This is a genomic window from Gordonia westfalica (genome assembly GCF_900105725.1).
GTDB classification, from domain to species: Bacteria; Actinomycetota; Actinomycetes; order Mycobacteriales; family Mycobacteriaceae; genus Gordonia; species Gordonia westfalica.
This window is the reverse complement of record NZ_FNLM01000034.1, coordinates 2,214,553-2,229,533: the sequence shown is the minus strand read 5'-3', so window position 1 is coordinate 2,229,533 and position 14,981 is coordinate 2,214,553. Positions and strand designations below refer to the sequence as shown.

13 protein-coding genes are annotated in these 14,981 nt (G+C 68.4%); 7 read left to right on the top strand and 6 right to left on the bottom strand.

Annotated elements, in window-relative coordinates; translation table 11 throughout:
• Positions 1-70: 70 nt before the first annotated feature.
• From BLU62_RS15560 to BLU62_RS15545, 4 genes are read right to left on the bottom strand one after another with little or no spacing between them, the layout of a single operon-like run.
• Positions 71-1,039, bottom strand: coding sequence for a glycine betaine ABC transporter substrate-binding protein (locus BLU62_RS15560; protein ID WP_074850480.1), 969 nt, complete (start codon positions 1,037-1,039; stop codon positions 71-73).
• On the bottom strand, positions 1,036-1,851 hold the full coding sequence (locus BLU62_RS15555; RefSeq protein WP_074850479.1) for an ABC transporter permease: 816 nt from the start codon (positions 1,849-1,851) through the stop codon (positions 1,036-1,038). The genes BLU62_RS15560 and BLU62_RS15555 overlap by 4 nt, the downstream gene beginning before the upstream one ends.
• Positions 1,848-3,182, bottom strand: coding sequence for an ATP-binding cassette domain-containing protein (locus tag BLU62_RS15550; RefSeq protein WP_074850477.1), 1,335 nt, complete (start codon positions 3,180-3,182; stop codon positions 1,848-1,850). The genes BLU62_RS15555 and BLU62_RS15550 overlap by 4 nt, the downstream gene beginning before the upstream one ends.
• On the bottom strand, positions 3,179-3,823 hold the full coding sequence (locus BLU62_RS15545; protein WP_099047858.1) for an ABC transporter permease: 645 nt from the start codon (positions 3,821-3,823) through the stop codon (positions 3,179-3,181). The genes BLU62_RS15550 and BLU62_RS15545 overlap by 4 nt, the downstream gene beginning before the upstream one ends.
• 197 nt (positions 3,824-4,020) lie before the next feature.
• Between BLU62_RS15545 and BLU62_RS15540 the strand changes: the two genes are divergently transcribed.
• Both BLU62_RS15540 and BLU62_RS15535 read left to right on the top strand, forming a co-directional pair.
• Positions 4,021-4,683, top strand: coding sequence for a vitamin K epoxide reductase family protein (locus tag BLU62_RS15540; RefSeq protein ID WP_074850473.1), 663 nt, complete (start codon positions 4,021-4,023; stop codon positions 4,681-4,683).
• Between the two features lie 107 nt (positions 4,684-4,790).
• Complete coding sequence (locus BLU62_RS15535; RefSeq protein ID WP_074850471.1) at positions 4,791-5,492, top strand: TetR/AcrR family transcriptional regulator; 702 nt, start codon at positions 4,791-4,793, stop codon at positions 5,490-5,492.
• Between the two features lie 205 nt (positions 5,493-5,697).
• Here the strand turns inward: BLU62_RS15535 and BLU62_RS15530 are convergent, their stop codons facing one another.
• Positions 5,698-6,492 carry a dioxygenase family protein gene (locus BLU62_RS15530; protein WP_074850470.1) on the bottom strand — a complete coding sequence of 265 codons (795 nt, stop codon included), beginning with the start codon at positions 6,490-6,492 and terminating at the stop codon, positions 5,698-5,700.
• Between the two features lie 166 nt (positions 6,493-6,658).
• On the opposite strand from BLU62_RS15530, the gene BLU62_RS15525 reads away from it, so the two are divergent.
• The gene (locus tag BLU62_RS15525) at positions 6,659-8,242 is read left to right on the top strand and encodes a cation:proton antiporter family protein (protein ID WP_074850468.1); all 1,584 of its coding nucleotides are present in this window, start codon (positions 6,659-6,661) and stop codon (positions 8,240-8,242) included.
• A gap of 4 nt (positions 8,243-8,246) precedes the next feature.
• Here the strand turns inward: BLU62_RS15525 and BLU62_RS15520 are convergent, their stop codons facing one another.
• Positions 8,247-8,798 carry a GNAT family N-acetyltransferase gene (locus BLU62_RS15520; RefSeq protein WP_074850466.1) on the bottom strand — a complete coding sequence of 184 codons (552 nt, stop codon included), beginning with the start codon at positions 8,796-8,798 and terminating at the stop codon, positions 8,247-8,249.
• A gap of 74 nt (positions 8,799-8,872) precedes the next feature.
• On the opposite strand from BLU62_RS15520, the gene BLU62_RS15515 reads away from it, so the two are divergent.
• The 4 genes from BLU62_RS15515 (at position 8,873) to mfd (ending at position 14,910) form a co-directional block, all read left to right on the top strand.
• Positions 8,873-9,412 carry a hypothetical protein gene (locus BLU62_RS15515; RefSeq protein ID WP_074850464.1) on the top strand — a complete coding sequence of 180 codons (540 nt, stop codon included), beginning with the start codon at positions 8,873-8,875 and terminating at the stop codon, positions 9,410-9,412.
• A 77-nt stretch (positions 9,413-9,489) separates the two neighbouring features.
• Entirely contained in the window at positions 9,490-10,038 is a 549-nt protein-coding gene (locus tag BLU62_RS15510) for a copper chaperone PCu(A)C (RefSeq protein ID WP_074850462.1), read from the top strand.
• Positions 10,031-11,287 carry a Dyp-type peroxidase gene (locus tag BLU62_RS15505; protein WP_074850460.1) on the top strand — a complete coding sequence of 419 codons (1,257 nt, stop codon included), beginning with the start codon at positions 10,031-10,033 and terminating at the stop codon, positions 11,285-11,287. The genes BLU62_RS15510 and BLU62_RS15505 overlap by 8 nt, the downstream gene beginning before the upstream one ends.
• 47 nt (positions 11,288-11,334) lie before the next feature.
• Complete coding sequence (gene mfd, locus BLU62_RS15500; protein WP_074850459.1) at positions 11,335-14,910, top strand: transcription-repair coupling factor; 3,576 nt, start codon at positions 11,335-11,337, stop codon at positions 14,908-14,910.
• The last annotated feature ends 71 nt before the right edge of the window (positions 14,911-14,981 follow it).

The following is a 14,981-nucleotide window of genomic DNA, read 5'->3' as shown; positions in this document are numbered from 1 at the left end:
TGCGTTCTTTCGGATCAGGGAGCTACGGGGTCGCGCCCGCGTTTCGTCGAATTCAGGGAGCGCGGGTGTTCTAGGCGATGAAGCCCTCGGCCTTGAGCCAGTCGTAGGCGACGTCGGCGGGGTCCTCGCCGTCGATGTCGATGCGGCCGTTGAGTTCCTGCATCACCGAGTCGGTGAGCTTCGCCGACACCGGTGCCATCAGTTCGGCGATCTGGGGAGCCTCCTTGTTGAGGCGCGTGCTCAAGACCACGCAACCGCTGTACGGCAGGAAGAACTTCCGGTCGTCCTCGAGCACTGTGAGATCGAGGTTCTTGATCCGGCCGTCCGTGGAGTACACCATGCCGAAGTTGCACGGTTCGCTGCGCGCCGTCGAGGTGTACACGACACCGGAGTCCATGGTGGTGACGTTGTTCTTCGGCACGCCGTCGGGCGTACCCAACGGGATGTCGTAGGCCTCCAGCATCGGGATCATTCCGTCTGCACGACTCAGGAACTCGTCATTGATGCAGAAGGTCCGCTCGGACACAGGCAGTTTCGCGATGTCCGACATCTTCGTCACGTTGAGACGCTCCGCCGTCGGCGCCGAGGCCGCGAACGCGTAGGTGTTGTTGAAGGCGGCCGGTGGCAGCCATTCGGCCCCGTTGGCGCGGTCGGCATCGCGGACGCGTTGCCACAGTTCGTTCGGGTCGGAGATGGTCTCGGTCTCGCCCAGGTAGGTCTGCCAGGCCGTTCCGGTGTACTCCCAGAGGATGTCGGCGTCGCCGTTGAGCAGCGCCTGACGTGACGACATGGAACCCGGCGCGTTGGTCAGGTCTTTGACGGACGCGCCGGCCGCGGCGAGATAGGTGGCGGTGATCTTGCCGAGCAGAACGGATTCGCTGAAGTTCTTCGAGGTCACCCGGATCTCGGTGCCCTCCAGGGGAGTCGAGCCGTCGGCCAGGAACGCCTCCCGGAAGGTGCCTGACGAGCTGACCAGACCGCAACCGGCGATCACCATCATCAGGACGGACGTGAGGGCGACCAGGGCAATCCTTCTCATGAGATCCCCCGCGGTGTCGCAGCCAGTTCGACGAGTCGCCCGAGCCAGTCGATGGTCATCGCCAGCAGCGCGACGAGAACCGCGCCGGCGACAAGGAGTTTCGGCAGGAACAGGGTGATGCCGGTCGTGATGAGCGTGCCGAGGCTCGTCGCGCCGATGAACGTACTCAGCGTTGCGGTGCCGACCAGGATGACCAGCGCGGTGCGGACACCGTTGAGGATGACTGGCACCGCGAGCGGCAGCTCCACCTGGAACAGCGTGCGGATCGCCGACAGTCCGATGCCGCGTGACGCCTCGACCGTCCGCTGATCGACCTGTCGCAGGCCGACAATGGTGTTCTGCAGGATCGGCAGCACCGCGTAGACGACCAGACCGACGACCGCGGTGTTGAATCCGGTGCCGAGCCAGAACGTGAACAGCACCAGCAGGCCGATCGCGGGCGCGGCCTGACCGATGTTGGCGATGTTGACCGCGATCGGGTTGAGCCACTTCAGCGATGGCCGGGTGAGCGCGATGCCCAGCGGGATGGCGATACACACCACGATCACGGTGGCGGTCAGCGTGAGCTCGATGTGGTCGATGATCGTCGCGCGCAACGCCGGCCACGACATCGATGCGCTCTCGGTCTCGGTGAACGTCGTGCGCTGGTACCAGATCAGGAATCCGACCCCGATGACGATGATCACCAGCGGCTCGAACCAGACGTCGATGGGCAGCTTCGCGAAGCGGCGTCGAAAACCACCCCGGGGTGGCCGAACAGGTTCTTCTGCAGCCGCGGTGACCCGCGCGGACTCGTCGGCGACCGCGGTCATCGTTCGGCACTCGGCTCGGGCGCCGCGACTGCCTCGGTGCTGCCGGGGGACTCGTCGTCGGCTGCGACGATCGGGGTCTCGGCGGGTGCGGACCCCTCGGTGTGGTCGAGATATCCGACGTGGTCGTCGTCGCGCACATCCGCGAGCTGCCCGCGGATCGCCTCCATCACCGAGGCGATGTTGAGGGCGCCGATCACCGCGCCGCGACCGTCGGTGACGAGGACGCCGCCCTGGCTGGTCGCGAGCATCGAGTCGAGTGCGTCGTTGAGCGTCGACGACTGTGCGACGACCGGCAACCGCCGGTCGAGGTAATCCGACACCTCGGGTTTGGCCGCGACCTCCTCGACGGTGGGCCAGGCGCGTGGACGTCCGTGTTCGTCGACGACGACGAGCCAGTCGTCACCGGCAGCCCTGGTCCGGTTGACGACCGTGCCGGACGGTTCGCCGACGCGGGCGGTGACGACTTTGCTGATCTCGACGTCGCGGACGCGGGTGAGGGTCAGATGCGCCAGTGTCGCACCGGAACCGACGAACTCCTCGACGAACGGGCTGGCCGGGTTGGCGAGGATCTCCTCGGGGGGCGCGTACTGCTCGACATGCCCGCCCTCGGAGAGGATCAGGACCTTGTCGCCGAGCTTGGTGGCCTCTTCGAAGTCATGGGTGACGATGACGATCGTCTTGCCCAGTTCGTGCTGGATGGCGATCAGCTTGTCCTGCAATCGGGCTCGCGTGATGGGGTCGACGGCGCCGAACGGCTCGTCCATCAGCAGGACGGGCGGATCGGCGGCGAGCGCACGTGCCACGCCGACGCGTTGCTGCTGGCCGCCGGACATGTCCTTGGGCAGCCGGTCGGCGAAGGTCGCGGCGTCGAGTCCGACCAGGTCCATGAGGTATTCGGTGCGTTCGGCGATGCGCTTCTTGTCCCACTTCAGGATTCGCGGGATGGTGCCGATGTTCTTGCTGACCGACCAGTGCGGGAAGAGTCCGCCGGATTGGATGACGTAGCCGATGGACTGGCGCAGCTGGTCCGGATTCTCCGCGGTCACATCACGTCCGCCGATGTAGATGCGACCTTCGGTGGGCTCGATGAGCCGGTTGATCATCTTGAGGGTCGTCGTCTTACCGCAACCCGACGGCCCGACGAAGGCGACGATGTCGCCTGCCTCGATCTCCAGGTCGAGCTTGGCGACGGCCGGCGTGCTCTGACCGCGATAGCGCTTGACGACGCCTTCGAGGCGAATCGATTCGCCCGTGACGACGCGGTCGGTCCCGCTCGGCGACGGTTGTCCGGCGGCGGTTTTCGACGAGGGGGCGGTGGTGGAGTCGGTCATGAGAGTCCCTTGGAGATGGTGAGTCGGCCGAGCAGTACCAGGAGTGCGTCGAAGACGAGGGCGATGATGACGATGAGAACGGTTCCGGCGAGCGCCGATTCGAGGGCGTTCGCGCCGCCGAGACGGGCGAGTCCGTTGAAGATCAGTGACCCGAGCCCCGGGCCGAGGACGTAGGCGACGATCGCCGCGACGCCGACGATCATCTGCGTCGACACCCGGATGCCGGTCAGGATCACCGGCCACGCGATGGGCAGTTCGACGGTGAACAGGATGCGCCAGCGGGAAAGACCGATGCCGCGGGCGGATTCGACGACCGAGGGCGGCACCGACCGCAGTCCGACCACCGCGTTGCCGATGACCGGCAGCATCGCGAAGAACGCGAGCATCAGGAACGACGGTGTGACACCGAGTCCGAACGGGACGATCAGCAGCGCCAGCAGGGCCAGCGACGGAATCGTCAGTGCCACACGGCTGGAGGTCAGGGTGAGCGCGGCGGCCAGCGGAAGCCGGTAGACCAGCGCCGCGACGGCGATGGCGACGAGGGTGCCGACCAGCACGGTCTGGAACGACAGTGACGCATGTTGATAGGTCAAGAACGTGAGAGAGCGAGCGTTGTCGCCGATGTAGTCCCACAATTGCACTGTTTGTGTCCCATCCCCGGTGGTGAATCCGACATTACGCATCGTCGTGGGCCGTTGCCGACATTTGTCGGATCACGCGTGCCTTTACCCTCACGGCGGGCAAAAGTAACCCTGCGAATCTGCGGGAGCACGGAGTCGGCACGATTCCGCGCACGCCGGGAGTCGGGCACCACGCGCGACGGTGTCATCCTGGATGGGTGAGTGAGAGCGCCCCAACCCATGCAACAAGCCCCTCGGAGATCGATCCGGACGATGACCGGGCCCTCCTGGCCGAGGCCGTACGCTCCTGGACGCGCATCGTCGCCTGGGTGCTGACCGTCGGCGGCGCGATCGGGTTCGTGGCGTCGTTCGTGCTCACGGTCGAACGGATCGAACTCTTCAAGAACCCGGACTATGTCCCGTCGTGCAACTTCAATCCGGTCCTGAGCTGCGGTTCGGTGATGGCGAAGCCGCAGGCGGCGCTGTTCGGATTCCCGAATCCGCTGCTCGGTATCGCGGGATTCGCGGTGGTGATCACCACGGGCGTCGCCATCCTCGCCGGCGCGCGCCTGGCGGGTTGGTACTGGGCGGGGCTGCAGGTCGGTGTGACCTCGGCGATGGTCTTCATCGGCTGGCTGATCTACTCGAGTCTCTACTCGATCGGCGCGCTGTGCCCCTACTGCATGGTGGTGTGGGCGGTGACCCTGCCGATCTTCGTCCTGGTCAGCGTGCGCAACCTGCATGCGAGTGGACTCACCTCGCGGTCCGGGGCCGCGCTCGCGGTGGCGCGCAGTCACGCCCTGATCCTGGTGCTCGCCGTCGCGCTGGTGATCGTGCTCATCGCGGTGCGGTTCTGGTCGTACTGGTCGAGCTTGTACTGAGGGCGGGGCGGCCCTTCGTGGCTCGTCGCTTACGCTCCTCGCACCTCAGGGAGCAATAATTGCCGCAACATTCGTGATTCCGCGACGACTCGTCCTAGGCTGGGCCCATGGCGATCGGACGTCCGGCGGAAGGCGCGGCCGAGGTGCACAAGGCGCCCCGGGCGCGGATGACCGGTGCGCAGCGGCGACTGCAGCTGATCGAGGTGGCGCGCGGATTGTTCGCGGAACGCGGTTACGAGGGCACCTCCATCGAGGAGATCGCGCAGCGCGCAGGCGTTTCCAAGCCGATCGTCTACGAACACTTCGGCGGCAAGGAAGGTCTGTACGCGGTCGTCGTCGACCGTGAGATGGAAACCCTGCTCGAGATGGTGACCGCGTCACTGTCGAAGAACCGGTCGCTGTACCGGATTCAGCAGGTTGCCCTCGCGCTGCTCACGTACATGGAGGAACGTACCGACGGCTTCCGCATCCTCGTCCGGGGGGACAGCACCGCGTCGACCGGCGAAACCGCCACCTACTCAAGCCTTCTCAACGATGCGGTGAGTCAGGTGGAGCACATCTTGGCGGGCGACTTCGAGCGCCGCGGCTTCGACCCCGCGCTCGCCCCGCTCTACGCGCAGGCACTGGTGGGCATGGTGTCGTCGACCGCGCAGTGGTGGCTCGACGTCCGCGAGCCGTCGAAGGAGGTCGTGGCCGCGCACCTGGTGAACCTCTGCTGGAACGGGCTCACGCGTCTCGATCCGTCGCCCGATCTCGTCGGCCCCGACTACGTCGAACCGCTCGAGCGCACCACCGCCGAGGACTCCTGACGCCCTTCGTGGCTCGCTGCGCTCGCACCTCAGGGGGTGGTTGGGCGCGCTGCGCTCGCACCTCAGGGGGCGGTTGGGCTCGCTGCGCTCGCACCTCAGGGGGCGGTTGGGCGCGCTGCGCTCGCACCTCAGGGGGTGGTTGGGCTCGCTGCGCTCGCACCTCAGGGGGTGGTTGGGCGCCCTGCGCTCGCACCTCAGGGGGCGGTTACGCGAGCACCAGACTCCGCTTGGACAGTCCCATCCAGAACCCGTCGATGACCTGATCCGGGCGCTGTTCGACGTCGTCGCTGGCGCCGAGTGCGACGAACAACGGCGCGAAGTGTTCGACGGTCGGGTGCGCGTACGGCATGCCGGGCGCGGTCTGACGGAACCTGATGAGCGACTCCACGTCTCCGGCGGTGAACCGCTCGGCGGCCCAGGCGTCGAATTCGGCCGACCAGCTCGGGGGAGCGGCCTCGGGGCGGAAGTCGCGCAGGAACGGCAGGCCGTGGGTGGTGAATCCGGACCCGATGACGAGGACGCCCTCGTCGCGCAGCGGCTTCAGCCGGCGGCCCAGTTCGAGCAGGCGCTCGGGGTCGAGGGTCGGCAGCGAGATCTGCAGTACCGGGACGTCCGCCTCGGGGTACATGACGGTCATCGGCACGTACGCGCCGTGGTCGAGACGGCGGTTGCGGTCGTGGGCGATGGGCTCGCCGTCGGGCATCATCGCGGCGACGCGTCGGGCCAGGTCCGGGGCTCCCGGTGACTCGTACCGGACCCGGTAGTACTTCTCGGGGAAGCCGCCGAAGTCGTAGGTCAGCGGCGTCGAAGAATCGGTGGAGCCGATGGTGAGCGGGGCGGCCTCCCAGTGCGCGGAGACGATCAGGATCGCCTTCGGTCGCGCGAGTCCGCGGGCGAGCTTCTCCAGCTGGCGAACCCAGGTGGGGCTGTCGACGAGGGGCGGCGCGCCGTGGGACAGGAACAGTGCGGGCTGCCGGGTCGGAGTATTCGAGGTGGGCATGCCGCATTCTAACCGGACTACGGTCCGCTTTGTTCCTGGTGCTCCGCCCCACGCCGCCCGGACGGCGGTTCGGCGTGGCCACCGCACTTCCCGCTGCGCGCGGCGATAACGTTCCAGACATCCCCGGCGGCCGCTCGCGGCCCAGAGCGGAAGGGACTCCCGGCGCGTGGAGACAGTCGGTATCTACCTCGTCGTCATCTTCGGCTGTGGATTCCTCGCGCGGCTGGTCCGCCTGCCGACCCTGGTCGGCTATCTGGCGGCCGGGTTCATCCTGCACGCGCCGGGTATCGACGATCTGCCGATCATCGACACGCTCGCGGATCTGGGCGTGACGATCCTGCTGTTCACGATCGGCCTGAAGCTGGACCTCCGGATGCTGTTCCGGCGCGAGGTCTTCCTGACCACCGCCATCAACCTCGCGGTGATCCTTGGTCTCACCACCGGCTTCCTCGGACTGCTCTCGACGATCGGCGTCCGGATGCTCATGGGCGAGGGGTGGCAGACCCTTGCACTCCTCGGCTTCGCGCTGTCGTTCTCGAGCACGGTGTTCGTGGTCCAGGTGCTCGACGAACGCTCCGAGTCCCACTCCCTCTACGGCCGGATCGCGATCGGCATCCTCGTCCTGCAGGACGTCGTCGCCGTCGCCTACCTCACGGCGATGAGCGGGGAGCCGCCGAGTCCCTGGGCGTTCGCGCTGGTGCTGCTGATCCCCGGTGCCTGGGTGGTCCGGCGGCTGTGGAACCGCCTCGGGCACGGTGAACTCCAGACCCTCTTCGGCGTGACCATGGCGCTCGTGCCGGGATACTGGCTGTTCGAATCCGTCGGCATCAAGGGCGACTTCGGGGCCATGGTCGTCGGCGTTCTCCTGGCCTCGCATCCACGCGCCTCGGAGTTGTCCCGGACGCTCTTCGGGCTCCGCGAGCTGCTGCTGGTCGGTTTCTTCGTCTCGATCGGCCTGCACGTCACGCCGACCCTCGACACCGTCCTCCTCGGATTGGTGCTCGTCGTCCTGCTGCCCCTCGAGGCCGCGCTGTTCACCTTCGTGCTCGCGTTGTTCGGTCTGCGTCGACGCACCTCGATCCTCGCCGGCCTCGCCCTGGCGAACTTCTCGGAGTTCGGACTCATCGTCATCTCCAACGGCGTGAGCAACGACCTGCTCGACGACGACTGGCTGGTGGTCACCTCCGTCGCGGTGGCAGCGAGCTTCGTGTTCTCGACCCTCGTCAACCGTCGCGGTTCCAAACTGGTGAGCCGGCTCTCGGCGTACGTGCCGAGGACGGCGTCCGCGCGCGCTCATCCCGACGACGCATCCATCGATCTCGCGCCCGCGCGTGCCGTCGTCTTCGGTCTCGGGCGGGTGGGCAGTTCGGTCTACAACCGTCTCGTCGACGAGTACGGGCTGAGCGTCGTCGGCGTGGAGAACGACCCGCTGAAAGTGGCGAACCTCCGCGGGCGCGGATTCCGGGTGATCGAGGCCGACGCGACCGAGACGGGGTTCTGGGAACGGTGTGAGGGGGTCGCCGACCTCGACATCCTCGTGATGGCCATGCCGTTCCACGGGTCCAACCTGGTCGCCCTCGATCGGGTGGAGGAGCGCGACTTCGACGGCACGATCGCCGTCGTCGCCCAGTACGACGACGAACGCGACGAACTGCTCGGCCGCGGTGCCGACGTCGCCTTCCACATCTACGAGGGCACGGGTGTCGGTCTGGCCGACGCCGCCGCCGAGGCCGCGGGGCTGGACCGCTGAGCCGCTACCGGAGCGGGGAGTCCCAGAGGTCCTTCTGCATGTAGACGCAGTCGATCCACTGGTCGGCCTTGTGGCCGATGGAGCGCAGCCGGCCGACCTCGGTGAACCCGAATCGCTTGTGCAGGGCGATCGAGCCCGCCCCGCCGGTGGCCGCGATCACCGCCACGATCTGACGCACGTTGTCGCGGTTCGCGCGGTCGAGCATCCCGGCCATCAACGCCGATCCGACGCCGCGGCCGCCGAAGCCGGGGCGGACGTAGATGGAGTCCTCGGTGGACCGGTCGTAGGCCGGCATCCCGCGGAACGTGCCCAGGTAGGCGTACCCGACGATCTGGTCGGCGGATTCCATCGGCAGCGTCGCGACGACGAAGGGCCGATCCGCCTCGCGGATCGTGCGGTATTTCGCCAGCCACGCGGCGGGCGACGGGACCACGTAGTCGAAGGTGGCGACCGTGTTCTCCACGTAGTGGCGGTAGATGTCCGCGACGCCCGCGAGGTCGGTGTCGACGGCGTCGCGCACCGTCACCCCCATGTCGTCGGTGTGGGCTCCCTGCATTCCGATGATGATAGAGGCGTGTGCGCCGTCACCCGTGCTACTACTTCGAGTAGTAGCAGGCGTAGGCTCGTGTCATGCTAGGGGCGTCCGATCCGGCCGAACGACCTGTGCGCGTGCACTGGTCGGCAGTCGCCGCGACGACGTCCGGGTCGTTGAGCATCGCGGCGCACTCACTCGCCGGGGGAGGCCTCCCGACGACCTCGCACATCGTCCTTCTCGTCGCGATCAGCGCCGGACTCGGCTGGGCGTGCGGTGCGGCGGCCGGGACCCGCGGCCGCCCGGCCGGCATCGTCTCCGTCGGTGCGGCACTCACCGTCGCGCAACTCCTCGGGCATCTGGCCATGCACTCGGGCGGCCACCACGCGTCGACGCCGTTGCTGCCCGGTCCGACGATGATCGGTTTCCACGTTGCGGCGCTGCTGATCTCCGCGGTTCTGCTCGTCGGCGCGCGGGAGTGTGCGCGCCGCATCGGCTCACGCATCCTCGCATCAACGACGCGTCCGCTGATCGCGGTCGGTGATGTTCTCGTGGTCGCGGGTGCGGTGGATCCGCTGCGTCCGCTGTACGGCCGCACGAGTACGTGGACCAGGGGTCCGCCGGTCCTCCCGGCCTGACCTCATCTCCTTTCCTCTCCCACCGCGCCGTGACGGGCGTCGGTGGTGACTCGCGTACCCGAAAAGGCGAAACATCCATGTATTCAATTTCTTTCACAACTCGTCGGGCGCACCGCCCGTTGGCGGTCCTCGTCGCGCTGGCCCTTCCACTGGCGGTGGCGACGGCCTGCGGCTCTTCCGAGGACGCTCCCGCCACCCAGTCCGACTCGGTGAGCATCACCGACCGGTGGGTGAAGGCGTCCGACTCCGACATGACAGCGGCGTTCGGCACGGTGACCAACACCTCCGACCGCGAGGTCACCCTCACCGGTGGCGACACCGACGTCGCCGCCCGCGTCGAGATGCACGAGATGGCCCCGACCGGCGACGGCACCATGGCCATGCGCCAGGTCGACGGCGGCCTGAAGATCGGTGGCGGTCAGGCGGTCTCGCTCGAACCCGGCGGGAACCACATCATGCTGATGGGCCTGAAGGGGCCGATCGGGGCCGGGGAGACCGTCACGATCACCCTGCGCTTCGGCGACGGATCCACCACCGAATTCGTTGCGCAGGCACGCGATTTCCGCGGAGCCAACGAGGAGTACGCGCCGGGCCACGGCTCGTCGGACGCCAACAGTGATGGCTGAGACCCGCGGCGGCGATGACGGCAGAGAGCGGGGCGGAGCTGCGGCCTTCTCACGACGCAGCCTGATCGCGGGTGTCGTGGGAGCGGCGGGCCTCGGTGTCGGCGCCACGGCGATCGCGGCGCGGTCCGCCGACGGCGCCGGGGACATCACGCACGGCGGTGACGCGATCGAGTTCCACGGCGTGCACCAGGCGGGGGTGGCGACCCCGCCCACCGCGCACGTCAACTACGTCGGACTCGATCTCTCGGCAGACCCGGGCAGGCAGGCGCGGGAGGCGCTCGCCGGCATCCTCCGGGTCTGGACCGAGGACGCCGCCCGGCTCACGAGGGGTACCCCGGCGCTGGCCGACAGCGAACCGGAGCTCGCCCGTCTGCCGGCCAGGCTCACCGTCACGGTGGGTCTGGGCCCCGGCGCCTTCACCGCGACGGGGCTGGAGGAGCGACGCCCCCGGTGGTTGCATCCACTGCCGGCGTACCCCATCGACCGACTCGACGAGCGGCGCTGGGGACAGACGGACCTGCTGCTGCAGATCTGCTCCGACGACCCGATCACCGTCGCCCACGCGACCCGGGTCCTGACGGCGAACGTGGCGGGACAGGTCCGTCTGCGCTGGGTCCAGCGCGGCTTCCGCAACTCCCGCGGCAGCCAGGACGAGAAGGTGACCATGCGCAACCTCATGGGACAGGTCGACGGGACCGTGAACCTCGGTCCCGCCGACTCCGACACCCTGGTCTGGGACGACGGCGCGGAGCAGCCGTGGTTCGCCGGCGGCACGTCGATGGTGCTGCGTCGGATCGCCATGGATCTCGACGGCTGGCAGGAGGTGGACCCGCGCAGCCAGGAACTGTCGGTGGGCCGCACCCTCGCCGACGGTGCGCCGCTGAGCGGGGGAGGTGAACACGACGACCCGGACTTCGACAAGATCGTCGACGGGCTGCCCGCCATCCCGGCGTCGTCGCATATCGCCCGCGCCCGTCACCGAACGCCGACGGAGCGATTCCTGCGTCGTGGCTACAACTACGACGATCCGCCCGAGCCGGACGCCACCGGTCACGTGCCGACCTCCAACAGCGGGCTGCTGTTCGCCGCCTACCAGCGGGATGTCGACACCCAGTTCGCCCCGGTGCAGGCACGGCTGGCCGAACACGACGCCCTCAACCAGTGGACGACGACCATCGGCTCGGCGGTGTACGCCGTCCTGCCGGGGGCTCCTCGCGGTCAGGTGCTGGGCGGGAGCCTGCTGGGGTGATCGACCGGCCTGAGGGGGCACGAGGCGCGGCACATACAATCGGCGGAGTGTCGACGCCCCGTGCCCTGTCCGGTCTGGCCGCGCTTGCGTGTGCGGACAAGTCCTTCCGCGAGGTGCACGAACGTCGCGCCGAACGTCACCTCGACATCACCGCGCCCGACGCGGCGCGACCCTTCCTCGTCTCCTGCATGGCTGCCGATGCCGACGCCCCGCTGCTCGTCGTGTCGGCCAACGGGCGCGAGGCCGATGACCTGACGGCCGAGCTGGCCGAACTCCTCGACGACGCCGACTCGGTGGCGCAGTTCCCGTCGTGGGAGACCCTCCCGCACGAGCGACTGTCGCCGAGCGCGGACACGGTCGGTCAGCGCCTCGCAGTGCTGCACCGTCTGGCCAATCCCGGTGACACACCGCTGCGGGTCGTGGTGACCACGGTTCGTTCGCTGGTGCAGCCGATGGCGCCCGGCCTGGGTGAGGTCGCCACGGTCACGCTGCGCGAGGGCATCGAGGTCGACTTCGACGGCCTGCTGGCACAGCTCGTCGAGATGGCCTACGAACGTGTGGACATGGTCGGACGCCGCGGCGAGTTCGCCGTCCGCGGCGGCATCCTCGACGTCTTCCCGACGACCGCCGACCACCCGGTCCGCGTCGAGTTCTGGGGCGACGAGATCACCGAGATGCGCGCGTTCTCGGTCGCCGACCAGCGCAGCCAGCCCGAAGTCGAGGCCACCGAGGTGCGCATCCACCCGGGACGCGAACTGCTCCTGACCGAGAAGGTCCGCACGCGCGCAAGCGATCTCGCCGAGAAGAACCCCGACGACACCACCCTCACCGAGATACTCGGCAAACTGGCCGAGGGTATCCCGGTGGAGGGTATGGAGGCGCTCATCCCGGCGCTCGTCGACGGTGAGATGCAGCTCCTCACCGAGGTCGTACCGGCCGGCACCCGCGTGCTCATCCTCGACCCCGAGAAGGTCCGGACCCGGGCCGCCGACCTGTCGAAGACCGGCGCGGAGTTCCTCGAGGCGTCGTGGACGGCCGCGGCGATGGGGGCGAACGCGCCGATCGACCCGCGGTCGGGAGTCGGTATCGACCTGCAGGCCAGCGCCTACCGTCCGCTCGACGACGTGCGGGCCGCGACGCTCGAGGCGGGCCGCCCCTGGTGGACGCTGTCGCCGCTGTCCACGGGCAGTGGGGACGAACTCGAGCTGGATCTGACCCCCGGCCCGGCGCCGCGCGGCGACGAGCGCGAGATCGCGGCGACGTTCGCCCAGTTGCGGGTCCACGTGTCCGATGGCAAGACCGCCGCGATCGTCGTCACCGGCAAGGGCACCGCCCAGCGCGTCGGCGAACGACTGTCCGAGGCCGAGGTGCCGTACGTGATCGCCGAGCCGGGGCATCGTCCCGAACCGGGGGAGGTCGCGGTCTTCGGTGCGACGCTGCGTGCTGGAATCGTCTGCGCCGACGCCGGTCTCGTCGTGGTCACCGAAGCGGATCTCACCGGTACCCGCGTCGCGAATGCCCGTGACGGACGCAAACTCCCGGCCAAGCGTCGCAATCAGGTCGACCCGCTGGCGCTGGCCGCCGGCGACCTCGTCGTGCACGACCAGCACGGCATCGGCAAGTTCGTGGAGATGATCGAACGCACCGTCTCCGGTGCGCGCCGCGAGTACCTGGTCCTGGAGTACGCGTCGAGCAAACGCGGCCAGCCGGCCGACCGGCTGTACGTGCCGATGGACGCCCTCGACCAGCTGTCCCGGTACGTCGGTGGCGAGCAGCCGTCGCTGTCCAAGCTCGGCGGGCCGGACTGGCAGAACACGAAGCGCAAGGCGCGCAAGGCCGTTCGCGAGATCGCGGGCGAGCTGGTGCAGCTCTACGCCGCACGCCATGCCGCCCCGGGTCACGCCTTCGGACCCGACACCCCGTGGCAGCAGGAGATGGAAGACGCCTTCGACTTCACCGAGACCATCGATCAGCTGACGGTGATCGCCGAGGTCAAGTCCGACATGGAGCGTCCGGTCCCGATGGACCGCGTCGTCGTCGGCGACGTCGGCTACGGCAAGACCGAGATCGCGGTGCGTGCCGCGTTCAAGGCCGTGCAGGACGGCAAGCAGGTCGCCGTCCTCGTGCCGACGACCATTCTCGCGCAGCAACATCTGCAGACCTTCACCGAGCGGATGAGTGGCTTTCCGGTGCGGGTGCGCGGATTGTCTCGCTTCACCGACCCCAAGGAATCCCGCGAGATCACCGAGGCGATGTCCAAGGGCGAGGTCGACATCGTCATCGGCACGCACCGTCTCCTGCAGACCGGTATCACCTGGAAAGACCTCGGACTCGTGATCGTCGACGAGGAACAGCGATTCGGCGTCGAACACAAGGAACACATCAAGTCGCTGCGCACCCACGTCGACGTGCTGACCATGTCGGCGACGCCCATCCCGCGCACCCTGGAGATGTCGATGGCCGGCATCCGCGAGATGTCGACGATCCTCACCCCGCCGGAGGAGCGCCATCCGGTGCTCACCTACGTGGGCGCCTACGCGCCGAAGCAGGTGGCCGCGGCGATCCGCCGGGAGTTGCTCCGCGACGGCCAGGTGTTCTACGTCCACAACCGGGTGTCGACCATCGACAAGATGGCCAAGGACATCTCCGCGATGGTTCCCGAGGCGAGAGTCGTTGTCGCACACGGTCAGATGGGTGAGGATCAGCTCGAGCGCACGGTATCGGGGTTCTGGAACCGCGAATACGACGTGCTGGTCTGTACGACCATCATCGAGACCGGTCTCGACATCTCCAACGCCAACACGCTGATCGTCGACCGCGCCGAGAACCTCGGGCTGTCGCAGCTCCATCAGTTGCGCGGTCGCGTCGGCCGTAGTCGTGAACGCGGTTACGCCTACCTGCTGTACAGCCCGGACCGGCCGCTGACCGAGACCGCCTACGACCGGCTCGCGACGATCGCCCAGAACAACGAACTCGGCGCCGGGATGGCGGTGGCGCTCAAGGACCTCGAGCTGCGCGGTGCCGGAAACGTGCTCGGCGCCGAACAATCCGGTCACGTCGCGGGTGTCGGTTTCGACCTCTACGTGCGGCTCGTCGGCGAGGCGGTCGAGGCATACCGCGCTGCGGCCGACGGCAAGCCGGTCGAGACGCAGGAGACCGGAGAGGTGCGCATCGACCTGCCGGTCGACGCACACATCCCGGTCGAGTACGTCGACTCCGACCGGCTGCGCCTGGAGGCCTACCGGAAGCTGGCGTCGGCCACCGACGACGCCGCGGTCGATTCGGTCCTGGTCGAACTCAACGACCGCTACGGTCCGCCGCCGGTCGAGACCACACGACTGGCGTCGATCGCACGCCTGCGCCTGCGCTGCCGGGAACGCGGGATCACCGAGATCGGCCTGGCCGGACAGGGTGTCAAGATCTCGCCGCTGCCGCTCCTCGACAGCGAGCAGGTGCGTCTCCGGCGGCTGTACTCGTCGGCGACCTTCCGGGCGACGACGTCGGTGGTCACGCTGCCGATCCCGCGGACCGGGGGAGTGGGCTCGGCGCGTCTGCGCGACGACGAGTTGATCGAGTACCTCACCACGTTCCTGACGCAGCTCAAACCGGAGCCGAACGGCTGAGGACTGAAATCCGCGGTTTCCGGCGCGGCGGGTGGCGCCGGCGAGGTCGGGGGTTAGGTTGGCTGTTGAGC

Coding starts and splice junctions, on each gene's coding strand:
- BLU62_RS15515 (WP_074850464.1), top strand. CDS start 8,873: ATGCTAGGGGCGTCCGATCCGGCCGAACGACCTGTGCGCGTGCACTGG.
- BLU62_RS15530 (WP_074850470.1), bottom strand. CDS start 6,492: ATGCCCACCTCGAATACTCCGACCCGGCAGCCCGCACTGTTCCTGTCC.
- BLU62_RS15550 (WP_074850477.1), bottom strand. CDS start 3,182: ATGACCGACTCCACCACCGCCCCCTCGTCGAAAACCGCCGCCGGACAA.
- BLU62_RS15505 (WP_074850460.1), top strand. CDS start 10,031: ATGGCTGAGACCCGCGGCGGCGATGACGGCAGAGAGCGGGGCGGAGCT.
- BLU62_RS15510 (WP_074850462.1), top strand. CDS start 9,490: ATGTATTCAATTTCTTTCACAACTCGTCGGGCGCACCGCCCGTTGGCG.
- BLU62_RS15520 (WP_074850466.1), bottom strand. CDS start 8,798: ATGCAGGGAGCCCACACCGACGACATGGGGGTGACGGTGCGCGACGCC.
- BLU62_RS15535 (WP_074850471.1), top strand. CDS start 4,791: ATGGCGATCGGACGTCCGGCGGAAGGCGCGGCCGAGGTGCACAAGGCG.
- BLU62_RS15555 (WP_074850479.1), bottom strand. CDS start 1,851: ATGACCGCGGTCGCCGACGAGTCCGCGCGGGTCACCGCGGCTGCAGAA.
- BLU62_RS15560 (WP_074850480.1), bottom strand. CDS start 1,039: ATGAGAAGGATTGCCCTGGTCGCCCTCACGTCCGTCCTGATGATGGTG.